The sequence below is a fragment of the Glaciimonas sp. CA11.2 genome (assembly GCF_034314045.1).
GTDB lineage: Bacteria > Pseudomonadota > Gammaproteobacteria > Burkholderiales > Burkholderiaceae_D > Glaciimonas.
The window spans coordinates 3,823,638-3,840,683 of record NZ_JAVIWL010000001.1; the positions used below are offsets into that span (position 1 = coordinate 3,823,638).

The 17,046-nt window shown below is 47.8% G+C and carries 13 protein-coding genes and 3 tRNA genes; 12 read left to right on the forward strand and 4 right to left on the reverse strand.

Translation table 11 applies throughout. From position 1 onward, the window contains the following. Positions 1 to 18 precede the first annotated feature (18 nt). A complete protein-coding gene (locus RGU75_RS16580; RefSeq protein WP_322237833.1) occupies positions 19 to 759 on the forward strand; it encodes a heme-copper oxidase subunit III family protein in 741 nt (246 codons plus the stop codon). 9 nt (positions 760 to 768) lie between these two features. Next, positions 769 to 1,092 (forward strand): cytochrome C oxidase subunit IV family protein, encoded by a 324-nt coding sequence (locus RGU75_RS16585; RefSeq protein ID WP_322237836.1) that lies wholly within the window; start codon positions 769 to 771, stop codon positions 1,090 to 1,092. Between the two features lie 124 nt (positions 1,093 to 1,216). Here RGU75_RS16585 and RGU75_RS16590 read toward each other — a convergent pair whose 3' ends face one another. From RGU75_RS16590 to hpnC, 4 genes are all read right to left on the reverse strand, one after another. Beyond that, a complete protein-coding gene (locus RGU75_RS16590; protein WP_322237839.1) occupies positions 1,217 to 2,353 on the reverse strand; it encodes an alpha-hydroxy acid oxidase in 1,137 nt (378 codons plus the stop codon). Between the two features lie 308 nt (positions 2,354 to 2,661). After that, a complete protein-coding gene (gene hpnE / locus RGU75_RS16595) occupies positions 2,662 to 4,032 on the reverse strand; it encodes a hydroxysqualene dehydroxylase HpnE (RefSeq protein WP_322237842.1) in 1,371 nt (456 codons plus the stop codon). Between the two features lie 48 nt (positions 4,033 to 4,080). Next, entirely contained in the window at positions 4,081 to 4,914 is an 834-nt protein-coding gene (gene hpnD / locus RGU75_RS16600) for a presqualene diphosphate synthase HpnD (RefSeq protein WP_322237845.1), read from the reverse strand. Positions 4,915 to 5,230: 316 nt separating this feature from the next. Next, complete coding sequence (gene hpnC / locus RGU75_RS16605) at positions 5,231 to 6,043, reverse strand: squalene synthase HpnC (protein WP_322237848.1); 813 nt, start codon at positions 6,041 to 6,043, stop codon at positions 5,231 to 5,233. A gap of 421 nt (positions 6,044 to 6,464) precedes the next feature. On the opposite strand from hpnC, the gene RGU75_RS16610 reads away from it, so the two are divergent. From RGU75_RS16610 to RGU75_RS16655, 10 genes are all read left to right on the forward strand, one after another. Further along, positions 6,465 to 6,549, forward strand: a tRNA-Leu gene (locus tag RGU75_RS16610). Between the two features lie 402 nt (positions 6,550 to 6,951). Next, positions 6,952 to 7,455 (forward strand): CreA family protein, encoded by a 504-nt coding sequence (locus tag RGU75_RS16615; protein ID WP_322237851.1) that lies wholly within the window; start codon positions 6,952 to 6,954, stop codon positions 7,453 to 7,455. Between the two features lie 281 nt (positions 7,456 to 7,736). Beyond that, positions 7,737 to 9,089: a trigger factor gene (gene tig / locus RGU75_RS16620; protein ID WP_322237853.1), complete on the forward strand. Its 1,353-nt coding sequence runs from the start codon at positions 7,737 to 7,739 to the stop codon at positions 9,087 to 9,089. Positions 9,090 to 9,214: 125 nt separating this feature from the next. Then, positions 9,215 to 9,841, forward strand: a complete 627-nt coding sequence (clpP, locus tag RGU75_RS16625; RefSeq protein ID WP_322237855.1) for an ATP-dependent Clp endopeptidase proteolytic subunit ClpP — start codon at positions 9,215 to 9,217, stop codon at positions 9,839 to 9,841. Positions 9,842 to 10,115: 274 nt separating this feature from the next. Further along, positions 10,116 to 11,387, forward strand: a complete 1,272-nt coding sequence (gene clpX / locus RGU75_RS16630; RefSeq protein ID WP_322237858.1) for an ATP-dependent Clp protease ATP-binding subunit ClpX — start codon at positions 10,116 to 10,118, stop codon at positions 11,385 to 11,387. Between the two features lie 233 nt (positions 11,388 to 11,620). Next, a complete protein-coding gene (gene lon, locus RGU75_RS16635) occupies positions 11,621 to 14,032 on the forward strand; it encodes an endopeptidase La (RefSeq protein WP_322237860.1) in 2,412 nt (803 codons plus the stop codon). 357 nt (positions 14,033 to 14,389) lie between these two features. Further along, positions 14,390 to 14,662, forward strand: a complete 273-nt coding sequence (locus RGU75_RS16640; RefSeq protein ID WP_322237861.1) for an HU family DNA-binding protein — start codon at positions 14,390 to 14,392, stop codon at positions 14,660 to 14,662. 86 nt (positions 14,663 to 14,748) lie between these two features. Further along, a tRNA-Val gene (locus RGU75_RS16645) sits at positions 14,749 to 14,824 on the forward strand. 62 nt (positions 14,825 to 14,886) lie between these two features. Then, positions 14,887 to 14,963: transfer RNA gene (locus RGU75_RS16650), tRNA-Asp, on the forward strand. Between the two features lie 79 nt (positions 14,964 to 15,042). After that, complete coding sequence (locus RGU75_RS16655) at positions 15,043 to 16,977, forward strand: SurA N-terminal domain-containing protein (RefSeq protein WP_322237863.1); 1,935 nt, start codon at positions 15,043 to 15,045, stop codon at positions 16,975 to 16,977. Positions 16,978 to 17,046 lie beyond the last annotated feature (69 nt).

Here is a 17,046-nt window from a genome sequence, read left to right on the forward strand (position 1 = left end):
GAGGAAAGGGAGGGCGAAATGAACCTGTCGATGAGCGGACAAAAGTCAGAAGACCTATCCATTCGGACCGCGCAAGAACCGGTGTTGCTGACGAGGCCGGCATCGTCGGCAACTGGATGGCGGCAGTTGGTGAATGACTGGTCGGCAGATCGGGAGGCATTTCAGGTCTCTTGGGGCAAGGCCATGATGTGGATATTTTTGCTCTCCGATACCTTCATATTTAGCTGCTTTCTGGTCGGCTACATGACGGTGCGGATGTCAGGTACGACAGTGTGGCCGAATACCAGTGAAGTGTTTGCATTACATATTGGCGGGACGCCGGTACCGTTGCTGTTGATCGCCATTATGACCTTTGTGCTCATCAGTAGTAGTGGCACGATGGCAATGGCGGTGAATTTTGCCTATCGTCGTGAACGCGTCCGTGCTGCCATTTTGATGTTAGTTACGGCAGCCTTCGGTGTGGCGTTTGTCAGCATGCAAGTCTTTGAATGGACTAATCTAATCGTCAACGAAGGCGTGCGGCCATGGGGAAATGCGATGGGCGCGCCGCAATTTGGCGCGACGTTTTTTATGATCACAGGATTTCATGGCCTGCATGTTTCCATCGGTGTCATTTATCTGGTAACGATCGCTGTACGTGTATTGCTTGGCCGGTACGAACGCAGTGGTAACTATCAGATTGTCGAAATTGCCGGATTGTATTGGCACTTTGTAGACTTGGTGTGGGTGTTTATATTTGCACTATTTTATCTTTGGTAAGAGGCCGTCATGGAAACACACAGTTCTCATACCGGACAGCAGCACCCCACGAGTCTTTACCTTAAGATTTGGGGCTTGCTATTCGTACTCAGCACGCTTTCTTACATGGTCGACTATTTGCAGTTTCATGGCTATTTGCGATGGACGCTGATTTTGTTGCTGATGTTGCTGAAAGCGGGACTGATAGTCGCTTTTTTTATGCACATGGCCTGGGAGCGGTTAGCGTTGGTGTATGCCATTCTGATCCCACCACTTTGCTTGTTGGTGTTGGTGGCGTTAATGGCGGCAGAAGCGCATAGTACATTTTTAACGCGATTGCTATTTTTCCGCTGAGAAAGTATTTTTGGCGTGCTACCCGGTCATAGGCGAGCAAGATTGGTATGCAAGTTTGCGTACAAATCACATGGTTTGAAATAAAGCCGCGCTTGGCCAAGATTGGCCAGGCGCTTAATCGCATTTAGCCGCGCGTCAAAATCTGCGGTCCAACATCGTTAATATTTTTGGTCCCGGTCAGGGCCATGCTGACATCCAGTTCCTGGCGCATGATCTCCAGCATTTTGGTGACGCCTGCTTCGCCCATCGCGCCCAGGCTATACAAGAAAGCGCGACCGATCATCGTTCCTTTGGCGCCCAATGCAACGGCTTTCAGCACGTCTTGACCACTACGAATACCGCCGTCGAACCAGACCTCGATCTCATCACCGACCGCTTCGACGATAGCCGGAAGTGCCGAAATAGACGACACAGCGCCATCAAGTTGACGGCCGCCGTGGTTGCTGACGACGATCGCATCAGCACCGCTGGCGGCGGCGATTTTGGCATCCTCGACATCCAGAATGCCTTTCAGTATCAGTTTGCCGCCCCATTGTTCTTTGATCCAGGCAATATCATCCCAGCACAAAGTGGGATCGAATTGACTGGCAGTCCATTTGCTCAATGTCAAAATTCCATCAGCACCTTTGACGTGACCTGCCAGATTACCAAATGTTTTACGACCACTTAGTGCACGCAATGCCCAAGCTGGTTTGCTCGCCAGGTCAATGATGTTTGCCAACGTTAACTTCGGCGGCACGGACATCCCATTTTTAATATCTTTATGGCGTTGGCCGAGAATCTGCAAATCCAGCGTGAGAACAAGGGCCGAACATTTCGCGGCCTTGGCACGCTCAATCAATGATTTGACGAAGCCACGGTCACGCATCACGTAAAGTTGAAACCAGAACGGCTTGGTCGTCACGCTGGCAACATCTTCAATTGAGCAGATGCTCATCGTCGATAGCGTAAACGGGATTCCAAATTTTTCGGCGGCAATCGCGCCCAGCATTTCGCCGTTGGCCCATTGCATGCCGGTTAATCCGGTCGGGGCAATCGCAACCGGCATCGTCACGTTTTCGCCTATCATGGTCGTGGCGGTACTCCGCTCGTCGACGTTGATGGCGACGCGTTGACGTAATTTCAAGGCGGCCAGATCGCTGCTATTGGCGCGATAAGTGCCTTCGGTGTACGAGCCGCTATCGGCGTAATCGTAGAAGGCTTTTGGTACCCGTTTCTGTGCGAGTACGCGCAGATCTTCGATGCAGGTGATGACGGGCATTATTTCTCCGTGAATGTGATGGGTGAGATGCTGAAAATTTTCAGCTGATTTTCTGAACCCTTAGTATGCTAGGGCAAAATGCACCGTCGTTGGGAGAAAATGATATGGTTTTTAGATGAAGACTTTTCAAGTCATCAGCCCGACGGGTGTATTGCGCCGGGTGATTTAGGAAATCTTGGGATTAATTTTGGATTAATTGCGGGAATAACATAACGCGTAGTTATTAACTATTGCAGAGAAAATATGTAACATTTTAGAAGGCTGTTGATTGACCCGCTGTTCGGACCTGATTTATTAGGTATTCCCCGTCAAGGTGAAGTCTTGCTCTTTAAGCCAACTAGCGCTGCCGCCTGATTGCCACTCCTGACGGCCGACTCCAGCGTCGCGGGATAGTCGCTGATCGTATAATCACCGGCCAACCATACACCGTCCAAGCCGCTATTATTGTCAGGACGGACGAGGGCTGGTGTACAGGCGAAGGTTGCACGTTTTTCAGAAATGACTTTGGTCCAGCTTGGATGTGCCAGTTCAGGCTGATTGAATACTTTAGCTAGTTGCGCGGTGATACCAGCGGTTAATGCCGCGTGACCATCGGCAATTGCTGCGCCAGAACTACTGATGACAACTGCCAACATGCCAGCTTGTGTCGCATCAAGTTGACCGCGATCAAATACAAATTGGCCCCAATCACCGACAGCGCCATCCTCAATCAGTGCGAAAAAAGGACGTGGCAAGGAGGTTGTCGGGGCGTACTGTAAATAGCAGGTGGTAATTGGCTCATAGGAGAAGTTTTTGAATAGCGTCGTATCCGTTAAAGGGCCGAGCAAGTTGGCTGCAATGTCAGGCGGCGTCGCGATAACAACGGCATCAAAATCCCCTTCGTAATCAGCGGAGCTTAACCGCCAACCGGTGCCGTTAGCCTGTAACCGTCTGATGTTACAACCAAGATGAACAGTGCCGCCTTGCTGTCTGACAAAATCGGCTGCCCTATCGGGCAACAGACTGCTCAGATCGCAGCGCGGTAATAGCATGTCCGAAGCAGAGCGACGCGCACCCAGGCTATCACGCAACACCGCCAGAAAAACTTGCGCTGATGCGCGATCCGGTGGCGTGTTCAGTGCGGCGACACACAATGGATGCCAAAGTAATCGTGTCAATCGCTCAGTCTGATCAAATCGCTCTAATAGCGTGCTAACGGTGCAATCGTCATGTAATTCCCAGCCCATCCAACGCGCAGCGGAATTGAATCGTGCCAGCGCTATTTTATCTTCCCTGCTTAACCCATCGGCACGCCACAAAGCTGCGAGGAGATGAAATGGTGCGGGTAGGGCGGGTGCCACAAAGGTGATGCCGCCGCTGCCTTCGGGATAACACATTTGGAGCGGTAGGCGCAGCAACGCTGTTTTAGCATCGATCCCGACCTTGCGCATCAGTTGCAGGGTTTGCTTGTAGGCGCCAAGCAAGATGTGTTGACCGTTATCGTGCGGTATATCTATAGTCGCTTTGTCGCCAAAGACCGGATTAGCAACATGGCTAATCACGCGCCGGGCCCGCCCGCCTAATACGCGGCTAGCTTCGAATAGCGTGACCTGATGCTGGCTGCTGGCGAGGGCGACCGACGCTGCACAGCCCGCCCAACCGGCTCCGATAACGGCGACTTTTTGTTTGACTGTGCTCATGGCAGTTGAAGCTGATTCAAAAAGCGCGATGATGATTGAACGGACATATCAGCCACGGATATAAGTCTTCCACGCCAGCCATAATTTGCGAATTGGCGTGAGTGAAATACGCTGATTTAACACGTGATAACCATCGCGCTCAATTTCGTTTAACAATGCGCGGTAGATGGCTGCCATCATCAATCCGGGTCGTTGCGCGCGATGATCTTCTTTCGGCAGTAAGGCAAACGCTTCGTCGTACATTTGTTGCGCGCGTGCCACTTGAAAACGCATAAGATTTTCAAAGTTTTCGCTATGCCGCGCATTCAGTATATCGGCGGCGGTGACGTGAAATTGTTGCAATTCGTTGACCGGCAAATAGATGCGCCCTTTGCGACCATCTTCGCCCACATCGCGAATGATATTCGTGAGCTGAAAGGCGAGTCCGAGTTTTTCAGCGAATTGCAGTGTCTGCGGCTGCGTAACGCCAAAGATACTCGCCGATAAAATACCCACCACGCTTGCGACGTGCCAGCAGTATTGCTTGAGACCGGGATAGTCCAGGTAACGAGTTTGATTCAAATCCATTTCCATACCGTCGATGATCGCCTGCAAGTGTTGACCATCCAGTTTGTAGCTCAGCAGATGGGGTTGCAGGGCACGCGTAACAGGATGCGACGGGTTACCGGCAAGCATTGAAGCAATCTCTTTGCGCCACCACATCAGTTTTGTGCGTGCCACCGCTTCGTCGGTGCAGTCATCGACGGTGTCGTCAACCTCCCGGCAAAATGCATAGAGAGCAGTAATTGCACGACGCCGTTCAGCGGGTAAAAATAGAAAGCTGTAATAAAAACTTGATCCGCTCTGGGCGGCTTTTTGCTGGCAGTAGTCGTCAGGAGACATGAAGGATCTTTTGTATTCTTGTTTCAGGGCAACCGAAGTTGTCGTAGTTATGTAGTCTTATTTAAAGCAGAATGTAAAATGTGGTGTGCAAAGTCGCTATGCTATCCGAGTGTGCAGAGCAGGACAAACGGAATGCGCTCAAAAAACTGTTATTTAAAACCGTTAATCGCCTTCAAGAATTTTCTATAACGAAAAATTGTTAAGGCTAACGCTATAAAGAAAGATATATAAACAAATATCTATCTATAAATAAATACTATAAAGCGAAGTCTATGTGACTACACTGGTAAAAATGATGGCGATAAGTGTTAGCAATTTAGCGCATACGAATCGCCCGCACCGCCAAAATACACCAATCGAACTTGCCCAACTTTGGGCGACGCCGAAAAACATCGTAGTCAACTTTTTCCAACAGCTCCAGAATTCGCAGTCCTCCCTGGACGACAAGGCGCAGTTCCCAGCCGATTCGCCCTGGAAGTCGCAAGGCGAGTGGTGCGGCGTCCAGCATCATTTTCCTTACCCGGAAGACTTCGAATTGCATCAAATCTCGCCAAGCCTGGTTGTCGCTGGCTGTGTCAATCTGAGCCTCGCTAACGCCGAAGCGGCGTAAATCTTCTAGCGGTAAATAAATGCGCTGCTTATCCCAGTCAATGGCGACGTCTTGCCAAAAGTTAATCAGTTGCAAAGCCGAGCAAACCGCATCCGAGTCGCGCATGTTTTGTGCCGTCGCAGCGCCGTATAGATGCAACATCAGACATCCGACCGGATTGGCGGAGCGTCGGCAATAATCGCTTAAATCTTCAAAATTGGCATATCGCGAGGTCACGACGTCTTGTTTAAATGCTGATAATAATGCGCGGAAGGGCGCTATCGGTAGCGCGTATTCTTTGATTATTATGTGCAATGACGCAAATAAAGCGCTTTCGGCTGGCTTTCTTTGTTCGATCCGATCCAGTGCTGCTTCATAATCGTTTAATGCGGATAGTCTTTCCTCCGCGCTGGCATCACCTTCATCAGCAATATCGTCGGCGCTGCGAGCGAACGCATAAATGGCTTGTACTGCCGGCCGTAACTGCGCAGGCAGTAAAAAAGATGCCACGGGAAAGTTTTCATAATGATTAGCGGTCATAAGCGGTCAAAAGAGCGGTCATATTGATGCGTATGGAAAGATTTGAAAAGCCAGCTAGTCAAGGGCGGTGTTGGCGAGTAAGCAACATCAGTTTGACAAGATTGATAATAAGAAAGCCATTCAGCGCCAAGCGTTTTCTTGTCGAAAGCAAAAGTACTGCGGCGCGACTTCTTTTGCTGCTTAAGGCAAACATTTTTCAGTTTCGAATAGTAAAGTAAAAACCTGCCATCTCGAACAAATTCATGGCTGATCTCGTCAATTCTTGTTTCAGCGAGATGTAACTTAATCCGGTGAGCATACTGAATTGGTCGTCTAAGGCGACTTAATCTCAAAGAAATCGCGCTGCGCGACAAAATATAGCGATGGCTCTATAATTGAGTAGCGCTTATGGCTGGTCTTTGTTAGAATGCGGCCTCTTGAAGCGGATATGGCGAAATTGGTAGACGCACTAGATTTAGGTTCTAGCGTTGTAAGACGTGGGGGTTCAAGTCCCTCTATCCGCACCAAAAGCAGCATTAAAAATAATCGTAGCGACCTCGATTAATAGTTGTAACCCTCGGTTATAAGTAATTAATTAAGTTGTACGATGTCAGAATGGCCCTCTTATGAGGGCTTTTTTGTGCCTGTTTATATTATTTATGACAGGTTATTTTTATTCTTTCTCTTTTGTTTTTTGACTTCTTATCTGAATTTGTCGGGTTTTTTTGCTGGCCTTTTTGCGCGATAATGATAGGGCGGCAAAAATGGCGGGTTATGTTCCTATAGACATCGTGCGAACGTTTTCCGAATATTGGCTTGTAAAACCGTTTCGCAGATAAATTACGATCCTTCACACCCGATTTTTGGTGGAAATTTTACTTTGAAGTTTAAATTGGATTTTTTGTATTCACTTCTTTTAACGGATGGATATGCCTACTAAATCCTCAAAATCCTTGATTGCCGCGTTAGCAATTGCGGCGCTCGGTCTCGGTTTAGCAAATACTTCACATGCAGAAGCCGAACAGGTGGGTGAGGTCAGCACTGCTTTTCGTTGGCTTGGACATAACGATCGAGTGGTAGTTGAGGCTTACGATGACCCTAAAGTAGAAGGCGTCACATGCTATGTGTCACGCGCACGAACTGGTGGCGTGAAAGGCACAGTTGGCTTGGCCGAAGACCGTGCTGAAGCATCAATCGCCTGCCGCCAGGTAGCAACAAGCGTGCGCTTTGTTGGCAAGTTACCGCTGCAAGAGGATGTATTTACGGAACGGATGTCGATTTTGTTTAAGCGCCTGCATATCGTACGAATGGTCGATCCGAAGCGCAATACATTGATCTATTTGACATACTCGGATAAATTAGTGGATGGCAGTCCTCAAAATGGTGTTACCGCCGTGCCGGTCCCATCGGCCATGCCGATACCGGTAAAGTAGTGGGCGGTGTTTAGCTATAGGCTATGCGATAGGCTGTAAAGAGAGTTGCCGCGTAGGATGCTAGTGTAATGACAGAACAATGACCGGGTAGTGACCGGTTTTGGCGCAAGGAACCGTTTTACGTATAGAATATCGGACTTTAGCGTGCCGAGAACCACGTATAAATGGCAACATTTAGCCGTTTAAGTGATGGAAAGCATTGTTTTTAGATGTTTTTGGTCATTTGGTTAACTCAGGTCACACATATAAAACAAAGAATTTCTAATTTTTGGACGATTCACATGGCAATTGCAGTCGAAACTCTAAACAAACTTGAACGTCGTCTCACCATAACTATTCCTATGGTCGAAGTTCAAACCGAAGTTGAAAAGCGTCTTAAAGTGCGTGCACGCACCGCCAAGGCACCGGGTTTTCGTCCTGGTAAAGTGCCGATGAAAATGGTTGCCGCGCAATATGGTTTTCAGGTCGAAAATGAAGTGCTGAACGACAAAGTCGGCCGCGCTTTTAACGACGCTGCAACTGAAAATAATTTGCGCGTTGCCGGCTTCCCAAACATCGAGCCTAAGAACAGCGAAGGTGTACCTGAAGGCGTTATCGCTTTTGAGGCAACTTTTGAAGTCTATCCCGAAGTCAAAATCGGTGATTTGAGCGGTGTTGAAGTCGAAAAGACTAAAGCTGAAGTCAGCGACGCCGAAATCGACAAGACTATCAATATCTTGCGTAAGCAGCGCGTGCATTACCACGTTAAAGGTGAGCAAGGCGAGCACGGCGATGGTGGCAGTGATCTGGCAGCGCAAAACGAAAATCGCGTAACAGTCGATTTCGTCGGTAAGATCGACGGCGTTGAGTTTGCCGGTGGAAAAGCGGATGACTACGCATTTGTGTTAGGCGAAGGTCGAATGTTGCCAGAATTTGAAGCCGCTACTATCGGCCTTAAAGTTGGCGAAGCAAAGACTTTTGAATTGGCTTTTCCTGCCGATTATCACGGTAAAGACGTTGCTGGAAAAACTGCAGAATTCACTATCACGCTGAAGAAACTGGAATGGGCGCACCTACCGGAAGTCGATACAGATTTCGCTAAATCGCTGGGCATGGAAGATGGCGATCTGACAAAAATGCGTGCAGATATCAAGCTCAACCTGGAGCGTGAAGTTGGTGCTCGCGTTAAAGCGAAGAATAAAGACAGCGTGATGGACGCGTTGATCAAAGTCAGTGAACTGGACGTACCGAAGTCATTGATCGATCAAGACGTTCAACGATTGGTTGAAATGACCCGTCAAGACATGTCGCAACGCGGTATGGACACTAAGAACATGCCGTTTCCTCCTGAGCTGTTCGCGGCCCAGGCTGAGCGTCGCGTGCGTCTGGGCTTGATTCTGGCCGACGTAGTGAAAGAAAACCAATTGCAAGCAAGCGCTGAGCAAGTTAAAGCGCAAGTTGAAGATTTCGCTCAAAGCTACGAAGATCCAAAAGAAGTCCTGAAATATTATTTCAGCGATCGTAGCCGTCTGGCCGAAGTCGAAGCACTTGTATTAGAAGAAAACGTCGTCAATTACGTCTTAAGTAAATCGAAAGTGACTGAAAAATCGGTCCCGTTCGATGAACTGATGGGTAACAACGGACAACAAGCATAATCAAGCCTTGCTAAGCCTAGTGGGCTTTTATGGGCCTGAGCAGAAATAACGCGCTATTCAAAATTCTGCGAAAATAGGGTGGTGTAATCTGAGCAGGCTCTGATTGCGTTTCAATAAGGAAGAATATGACAGGCTTTCATCGTAATTCAGCGCTAGACACTGACATGCTCGGCATGGTGCCTATCGTGGTTGAGCAAAGCGGTCGTGGCGAGCGTTCATACGATATTTATTCACGCCTGCTGCGTGAGCGTGTGATATTTCTGGTTGGACCGGTCAATGATCAGACGGCCAATCTTATCGTTGCACAATTACTTTTCCTCGAGAGCGAAAATCCAGAAAAGGATATTTCTCTTTACATCAATTCGCCTGGTGGATCGGTGTCGGCTGGTATGGCGATTTTCGATACGATGCAATTTATCAAGCCTGACGTCTCGACGTTATGCACTGGTATGGCTGCATCGATGGGTGCCTTTTTGCTGGCCGCTGGTGCCAAAGGCAAGCGTTTTTCGTTGCCTAATTCCCGTATTATGATTCATCAACCTTTGGGTGGCGCTCAGGGGCAAGCATCAGATATCGAAATTCAGGCGCGGGAAATTCTGTATTTACGCGAACGTCTGAACGGTATTCTGGCTGAAAAAACCGGCAGAACCATTGAGCAAATTGGTAAAGATACTGATCGTGACAATTTTATGTCGTCAGATGCCGCAGTAGAATATGGTCTGATTGATAAAGTTCTTACGACGCGCGCCTGATAGTTGGGCGTGATACAAAGCGCCCGAACCCCATTGGGTCGGGCGTTTTTTTCTTTCTGATGTGATTTATCCCTTTAAGAAAAAATGGCGTGACTGTCATTTAAATTGGTCTGTGCCGTGACGAGGCGGTGTTTCGCAGGTAATATCAATTTAATGTCACGTGGACGCCGAGTTATAGCTGAGCTATAGCCTATTTATAGCTAATTTAGTCGTAGTCTGACACCGCTATTACCTCGCGGACAACCTTTACTGATGATCGCTTAAACATTGCCCTATGTCTGATAAAAAAACTTCCAGCGGCGAAAAACTGCTTTATTGTTCCTTCTGCGGGAAAAGCCAGCACGAGGTAAAAAAACTCATTGCGGGACCATCGGTCTTCGTGTGCGACGAGTGTATTGACCTATGTAATGACATTATTCGTGACGAGGCATCAAGCGTCGAAACGTTGGATGGTCAGAAGTCAGAACTGCCGATTCCTCAAGAAATCTGCGATTTGCTCGACCAATACGTGATCGGTCAGGAAACCGCCAAGCGGATTCTGGCGGTCGCGGTGTACAACCATTACAAACGCCTTAAGCATCTGGGCAAAAAAGACGATATCGAGCTGGCAAAAAGTAATATTTTGCTAGTGGGACCGACTGGTTCCGGAAAGACTTTGCTGGCACAAACATTGGCGCGTACATTAAATGTACCGTTTGTGATTGCTGACGCAACGACGCTAACCGAAGCTGGTTATGTCGGCGAAGATGTTGAAAATATCATTCAAAAATTGCTGCAAAATTGCAATTATGAGGTTGAAAAAGCGCAAAAGGGTATCGTCTATATCGATGAAATCGATAAGATTACCCGTAAGTCGGATAACCCATCAATTACGCGTGACGTCTCCGGCGAGGGCGTCCAACAAGCCTTGTTGAAGCTGATTGAAGGTACGATGGCTTCGGTCCCTCCGCAGGGCGGACGCAAGCATCCAAATCAAGACTTTGTTCAAGTTGATACAACAAATATTCTGTTTATTTGCGGTGGGGCTTTTGACGGCCTGACCAAAATTATTTCAGAACGGTCTGAAAAGAGCGGCATTGGTTTTTCGGCAAATGTAAAGAGTCAGACTCAGCGCACGTCGAGCGAAGTATTACTCGACGCTGAGCCAGAAGACTTGACACGTTTCGGACTTATTCCTGAACTTGTTGGTCGTTTGCCAGTTATCGCGACTTTGACGGAGCTTAATGAGGCGGCCTTAATTCAGATTTTGGTTGAGCCGAAGAATGCATTGATCAAGCAATATGCGAAGCTGTTGCAAATGGAGGGTGCCGAACTGGATATCCGGCCAGCTGCACTTCAAGCGATAGCTAAGAAGGCTTTGGCACGCAAAACTGGTGCTCGAGGCTTACGGTCGATTCTGGAGCACGCGCTGCTTGATGTGATGTATGACTTGCCAAGTCATAAGAATGTGTCAAAAGTCGTGATAGATGAAAATAGCATCACACACGGCGCCAAACCGTTGATGATTTACCATGATCAGCCGAAGGTTTCTGGCGCAAAGTCATAAATTTGTAAATCTAAGTAAAAAACGGGCAAAAAACCCCGTTTTTTTACCAAAAGAAGTACAATTTCTACATAGAAAATATTTGGCTTCAATCGTAAAGCCACCCGAAGGTAACTTCGCGTGTGGCTTTTTTATTGCCTCACGCAAATAGTATGAAGATTTTTTGTTTCAACTAGGGCTTGTGTTTAGGCTACTCGTGCCAACATCAATAATAAGTTTCTTTGATAGGGCTCGCCATGACAACTTCTACAGTTACTGAACAAACCCGGTTGCCGCTATTGCCCTTACGGGATGTAGTGGTATTCCCGCATATGGTGATTCCTCTGTTTGTCGGTCGCCCAAAATCCATAAAGGCGCTTGAGGCCGCAATGGAACAGGGCAAGAGCATCATGTTGGCAGCTCAAAAGGCTGCCGCAAAAGATGAACCGTCGGCTGACGATATTTATGAAATTGGTTGCGTCGCCAATATTTTGCAGATGTTGAAACTTCCCGATGGCACCGTCAAGGTGTTAGTGGAAGGTGCGCAACGCGCACGCATTCATCGCATTAGTGAACTCGATACCCATTTCGTTGCGGATCTGACGCCAGTTGAATCGGAGTCGGGCGATGAAGCTGAGGTCGAGGCGATGCGCCGCGCCATCGTCCAGCAGTTCGATCAGTACGTAAAACTGAATAAAAAAATCCCGCCAGAAATTTTGACTTCACTGGCAGGAATAGATGATGCCGGTCGTTTGGCAGATACTATCGCCGCGCACTTGCCGCTTAAGCTTGAACAAAAGCAAGTCATTCTGGAAATTTTCAATGTCGGTAAACGCTACGAACATTTGTTAGGACAGCTCGAAGGTGAATTGGATATCCTTCAGGTTGAAAAGCGGATTCGTGGACGTGTGAAACGTCAGATGGAAAAATCGCAACGTGAGTACTATTTGAATGAGCAAGTAAAAGCTATTCAAAAAGAACTTGGTGAAGGCGAAGAAGGTGCTGATCTGGAGGAACTGGAAAAGAAAATAGTTTCTGCCAAGATGCCGAAAGAAGCACTGGAAAAAGCCCAGAGCGAACTGAAAAAATTGAAGCTAATGTCGCCAATGTCGGCCGAAGCAACAGTCGTGCGTAACTATATTGATACGCTGGTTGGTTTGCCTTGGAAGAAAAAATCCAAGGTCAACAACGAGTTGGGTAATGCCGAAAAAGTACTGGAAGGCGATCACTATGGCCTGGATAAGGTCAAAGAACGTATTCTGGAATACCTCGCCGTGCAGCAACGCGTTGACAAACTAAAAGCCCCTATTTTATGTTTTGTAGGTCCTCCTGGCGTTGGTAAAACTTCGTTGGGTCAATCAATCGCTCGTGCGACTAATCGTAAATTTGTGCGTATGGCGCTGGGCGGTGTGCGTGACGAGGCTGAAATTCGCGGTCATCGCCGGACTTATATTGGTTCGATGCCTGGCAAGATTTTGCAAAGTCTGGCAAAGGTTGGCGTGCGTAATCCTTTATTCTTGCTTGATGAAATTGACAAGCTTGGTATGGACTTCCGCGGCGATCCATCGTCGGCATTGCTTGAAGTACTGGATCCTGAACAGAATCATACGTTTTCGGATCACTACATCGAAGTCGATTTTGATTTGTCGGATGTGATGTTTGTCGCGACATCGAACTCATTCAACATTCCACCGGCATTGCTGGATAGGATGGAGGTGATTCGTTTGTCGGGATATACCGAGGATGAAAAAGCTAACATTGCATTGCGCTACTTGCTGCCTAAACAAATCAAGAATAATGGCTTGAAGATCGATGAAATTAGCGTCGCTGAAAGCGCTATTCGCGACATCATCCGTTATTACACAAGAGAGGCAGGCGTCCGCTCTCTGGAACGTGAAATCTCCAAGATTTGCCGTAAGGTAGTGAAACTTCTGCTGCTGAAAAAGCAGGAGAAAAAAGTTGCCATCACATCAAAAAATATCGACAAATTCCTCGGAGTTCGTCGCTACGATTTTGGTGTTGCGGAAAAAGAAAATCAGGTTGGTCAAGTTGTTGGATTGGCATGGACTGAAGTCGGTGGTGAATTGCTGACGATTGAAGCGGTGGCGATGCAAGGCAAGGGCGCGATCATCCGCACCGGCACACTCGGTGACGTAATGAAAGAGTCCATTGAGGCCGCTCGTACGGTCGTGCGCAGTCGGGCCAAGAAGCTCGGTATCAAGAACGAGGCGTTCGAGAAAACCGATATTCATATTCACGTGCCTGAAGGTGCAACACCGAAAGACGGACCTTCCGCAGGTATTGGGATGGCTACCGCTCTGGTATCGATCTTTACCGGAATTCCGGTGCGGGCTGATGTTGCAATGACTGGTGAGATTACGTTGCGTGGTGAGGTATTGCCAATCGGTGGTTTGAAAGAAAAGTTGTTGGCAGCGCATCGTGGCGGCATCAAGACGGTATTGATTCCAGAGCAAAACGTTAAGGATCTTGCAGAAATCCCTGACAATATAAAAAATAAGTTGGAAATAGTACCGGTGCGCTGGTTTGATAAAGTACTGGAAGTCGCTCTGGAGCGTCAACCGGTGCCACTCGCTGAGGACGAGTCAGTAGTTGATGCTGCCGTCGCCAAAGCTGGTGAAAAGACCGATACGACAGTAGTTAAACATTAATTTGCAATTAGTCTCGTCAAAAGCCAGATAACGAAAGTGGAGAATGAGTGGTAGTTAAGCTTTCGTTGCTGGTCTTTTGGGTGATTGGTAAAGTGATTAATGGTCAGAAAAAACGCTCATCAGAGCGTTTTTTTTTGCCAAAAATTGTAACCTTTTTTAGGTTGTCAGTGACTCTTATGGGAAGTGTTAAGCTTTGTGCGTTAAGCGGTAAGGTTGGGCAAACTGCTTGACATGCCGCTTGCACGCTTGTTTAATATGCAGGGTGGTGTCTTCATTTATAAGACGATATTTGGTCCTGGCAAAAGCTTCGACTAAAAAAATCTCATTCCGAATTTAAACCTTTTGAGGGGGACTTAATTGAACAAAACTGATCTAATCGAGCATATTGCTACATCGGCAGAAATTTCAAAAGCCGCATCGTCACGCGCTGTGGATGCATTGATCGGCGCAGTTAAAGCGACTCTCAAAAAGAATGGCACTGTTACGTTAGTCGGATTTGGTACTTTTTCAGTTGGCAAACGTGCGGCACGGAGCGGGCGAAATCCGCGTACCGGAGAGGCGATTAAAATTAAGGCTGCCAAAGTTCCTAAATTTAAGCCTGGCAAAGCGTTGAAAGATGCTGTAAACTAATGTTCTTTGGCGTGGTGACATACGTCAAATGTTTGACTAGCTTGGCCCTCAGTTTTAAATCACAAGTGGTTTGAATATGAAGCGTAGGGTGCTTAGCTCAGTTGGTAGAGCGGCGCCCTTACAAGGCGTAGGTCGGGAGTTCGAGCCTCTCAGCACCCACCAATATAGTCAGACAAAAATAGTTGTATTCAACTTTGGAGAATTTTTTCCAACAGGTAGTTTTAGGAGTGGTAGTTCAGCTGGTTAGAATACCGGCCTGTCACGCCGGGGGTCGCGGGTTCGAGTCCCGTCCACTCCGCCAGAATTAAAAAGGCGAACGAGAGTTCGCCTTTTTTCGTATCTGCTAGTCATTTTAGCAACTTGTCTTTGATTGGCTGACTATGTTTGAGTTTATTCGCTCCCATCAACGCCTGATGCAGTTCATGCTTCTGCTGTTGATTATTCCTTCCTTCGCGCTTGTTGGTCTGCAGAGCTATACAAGCTTTGGCGACAGTGCTAATGCCGTGGCAAAAGTGGCTGGCCAATCAATTACGCAGCAAGAGCTTGATGCGGCCCAACGGCAGCAAATGGATCGCATGCGACAAATGTTCGGCGCGCAATTCGATGCCAAAATGTTTGATACGCCACAAGCCAAGCAAGGTGTTTTGGAGAATCTGATTGCGCAACGTGCACAGTTGGCTGCGGTAGCCCGGGAGCACCTGATGGTGTCCGACCTGACGCTGCAACAAACACTACTGGGCATTCCAGAATTGCACGGTGCTGACGGCAAGTTTGACAACGAGAAATATCGCTCGCTGTTGGCTGCGCAAGGGACGGTGCCGAAAATGTATGAAGCGGGGCTTCGTCAGGATTTGGCGTTGCAACAGTTGGCTGGCGCAATTGAGTCCACTGCATTCGCTCCAAAGTCGCTGGCGTTACGGTTCTCCAATATAAGCGATCAAGAGCGTGACACGCAAGAGTTGTTATTTAAGACTGCAGATTATGCCTCGCAGGTCAAAGTAACCGATGAGATGCTGAAGGCTTATTACGACAAGAATGGTCAACAGTTTGAAATTCCTGAACAAGTGAAAGCGGAATATATTGTCCTGGATAGCGCTGCCGTAGCGGCGCAAGTGACAGTTAATGACGCAGATGTAAAATCGTATTACGAGCAAAATCTGGCGCGCTATTCGACGCAAGAGCAGCGTCGTGCGAGTCATATTTTGATTACAACTAACAAAGACGCTTCTGCTGCGGATAAAGCGGTTGCTAAAACAAAAGCTGAAAGCCTGCTGGCCCAATTGCGTAAGGATCCTGCAGAATTCGCTAAGCTGGCAAAAGAAAATTCTCAAGATACTGCTTCTGCGGAACATGGTGGAGATTTGGGTTATTTCGGTGACGGTATGATGGTCAAGCCATTTTCAGATGCTGCGTTGAAACTCAAACAAGGTGAGATTAGTAATGTTGTTGAGTCTGATTTTGGCTATCACATCATTCAGTTGACGGGCATTAAGCCAGCCGAAGTGAAACCGTTGGCGCAAGTCAAGGACGAGATATCCGCTGAAATTAAAAAACAACTGGCAACCAAGAAATTTGCAGAGATGGCAGATGCGTTTAATGACACTGTCTATGAGCAGGCAAATAGCTTGCAGCCTGCTGCTGATAAATTAAAATTGTCGATCCAGACTGTGTCGAATGTGGGCCGTCATCCGAATCCGGCACTTGCACCAACAGTGCTGTACAACAATGAGAAATTTCTCACAGCCTTGTTTGCAGACGGTTCTGTAAAAAATAAGCGTAATACTGCTGCGATTGAAGTTGCGCCAAGCACGCTGATCGCTGGACATGTGATCAGCTATAAGCCAGTCACAAAACAAGCGTTTGAAGACGTTAAGGAATTGGTTCGCACTAAGGTCATCCAGGCTGCCGAAGTCGAACTTGCTGAAAAGGCCGGCGCTGCCAAATTTGCGGCTCTGAAGGTAAAAGACGATACGGCCGGATTTGCAGTGGCTAAGACGGTTTCGCGCGCGAATCAGCAAGGTGTTGCTCCCAACGTATTTGATGCAGTAATGAAAGCGGACGTAAGTAAGTTGCCTGCTTTCGTTGGTGTTTCATTACCCGGCCAAGGCTATGCCATCTATCGTATTGGCAAAGTAGCGCAGCCAGCGACGATAGACCAGGCACGTCGACAGTCAGAGCAAAAACAAATTTCGTCCGCATTAGCTCAGCAGGAAATGAGTGCTTACGTTGAAGTGCTGAAGAAAAAGGCTAAGGCAAAGATACTCAAACCTATCGTCGCCAGCGCGCCTGTTGATGATAATTTGGCGTCGAAATAACACTTCGTTTAGTAGACTAATAATATTTAAAAAGCCACTTTCGAGTGGCTTTTTTATTTTGCGTTACCC

What these genes read in the sequence shown, in the direction of transcription:
- RGU75_RS16580 (WP_322237833.1), top strand. Translation starts at nt 19, where the DNA reads ATGAACCTGTCGATGAGCGGACAAAAGTCAGAAGACCTATCCATTCGG.
- RGU75_RS16585 (WP_322237836.1), top strand. Translation starts at nt 769, where the DNA reads ATGGAAACACACAGTTCTCATACCGGACAGCAGCACCCCACGAGTCTT.
- RGU75_RS16590 (WP_322237839.1), bottom strand. Translation starts at nt 2,353, where the DNA reads ATGCCCGTCATCACCTGCATCGAAGATCTGCGCGTACTCGCACAGAAA.
- hpnE (WP_322237842.1), bottom strand. Translation starts at nt 4,032, where the DNA reads ATGAGCACAGTCAAACAAAAAGTCGCCGTTATCGGAGCCGGTTGGGCG.
- hpnD (WP_322237845.1), bottom strand. Translation starts at nt 4,914, where the DNA reads ATGTCTCCTGACGACTACTGCCAGCAAAAAGCCGCCCAGAGCGGATCA.
- hpnC (WP_322237848.1), bottom strand. Translation starts at nt 6,043, where the DNA reads ATGACCGCTAATCATTATGAAAACTTTCCCGTGGCATCTTTTTTACTG.
- RGU75_RS16615 (WP_322237851.1), top strand. Translation starts at nt 6,952, where the DNA reads ATGCCTACTAAATCCTCAAAATCCTTGATTGCCGCGTTAGCAATTGCG.
- tig (WP_322237853.1), top strand. Translation starts at nt 7,737, where the DNA reads ATGGCAATTGCAGTCGAAACTCTAAACAAACTTGAACGTCGTCTCACC.
- clpP (WP_322237855.1), top strand. Translation starts at nt 9,215, where the DNA reads ATGACAGGCTTTCATCGTAATTCAGCGCTAGACACTGACATGCTCGGC.
- clpX (WP_322237858.1), top strand. Translation starts at nt 10,116, where the DNA reads ATGTCTGATAAAAAAACTTCCAGCGGCGAAAAACTGCTTTATTGTTCC.
- lon (WP_322237860.1), top strand. Translation starts at nt 11,621, where the DNA reads ATGACAACTTCTACAGTTACTGAACAAACCCGGTTGCCGCTATTGCCC.
- RGU75_RS16655 (WP_322237863.1), top strand. Translation starts at nt 15,043, where the DNA reads ATGTTTGAGTTTATTCGCTCCCATCAACGCCTGATGCAGTTCATGCTT.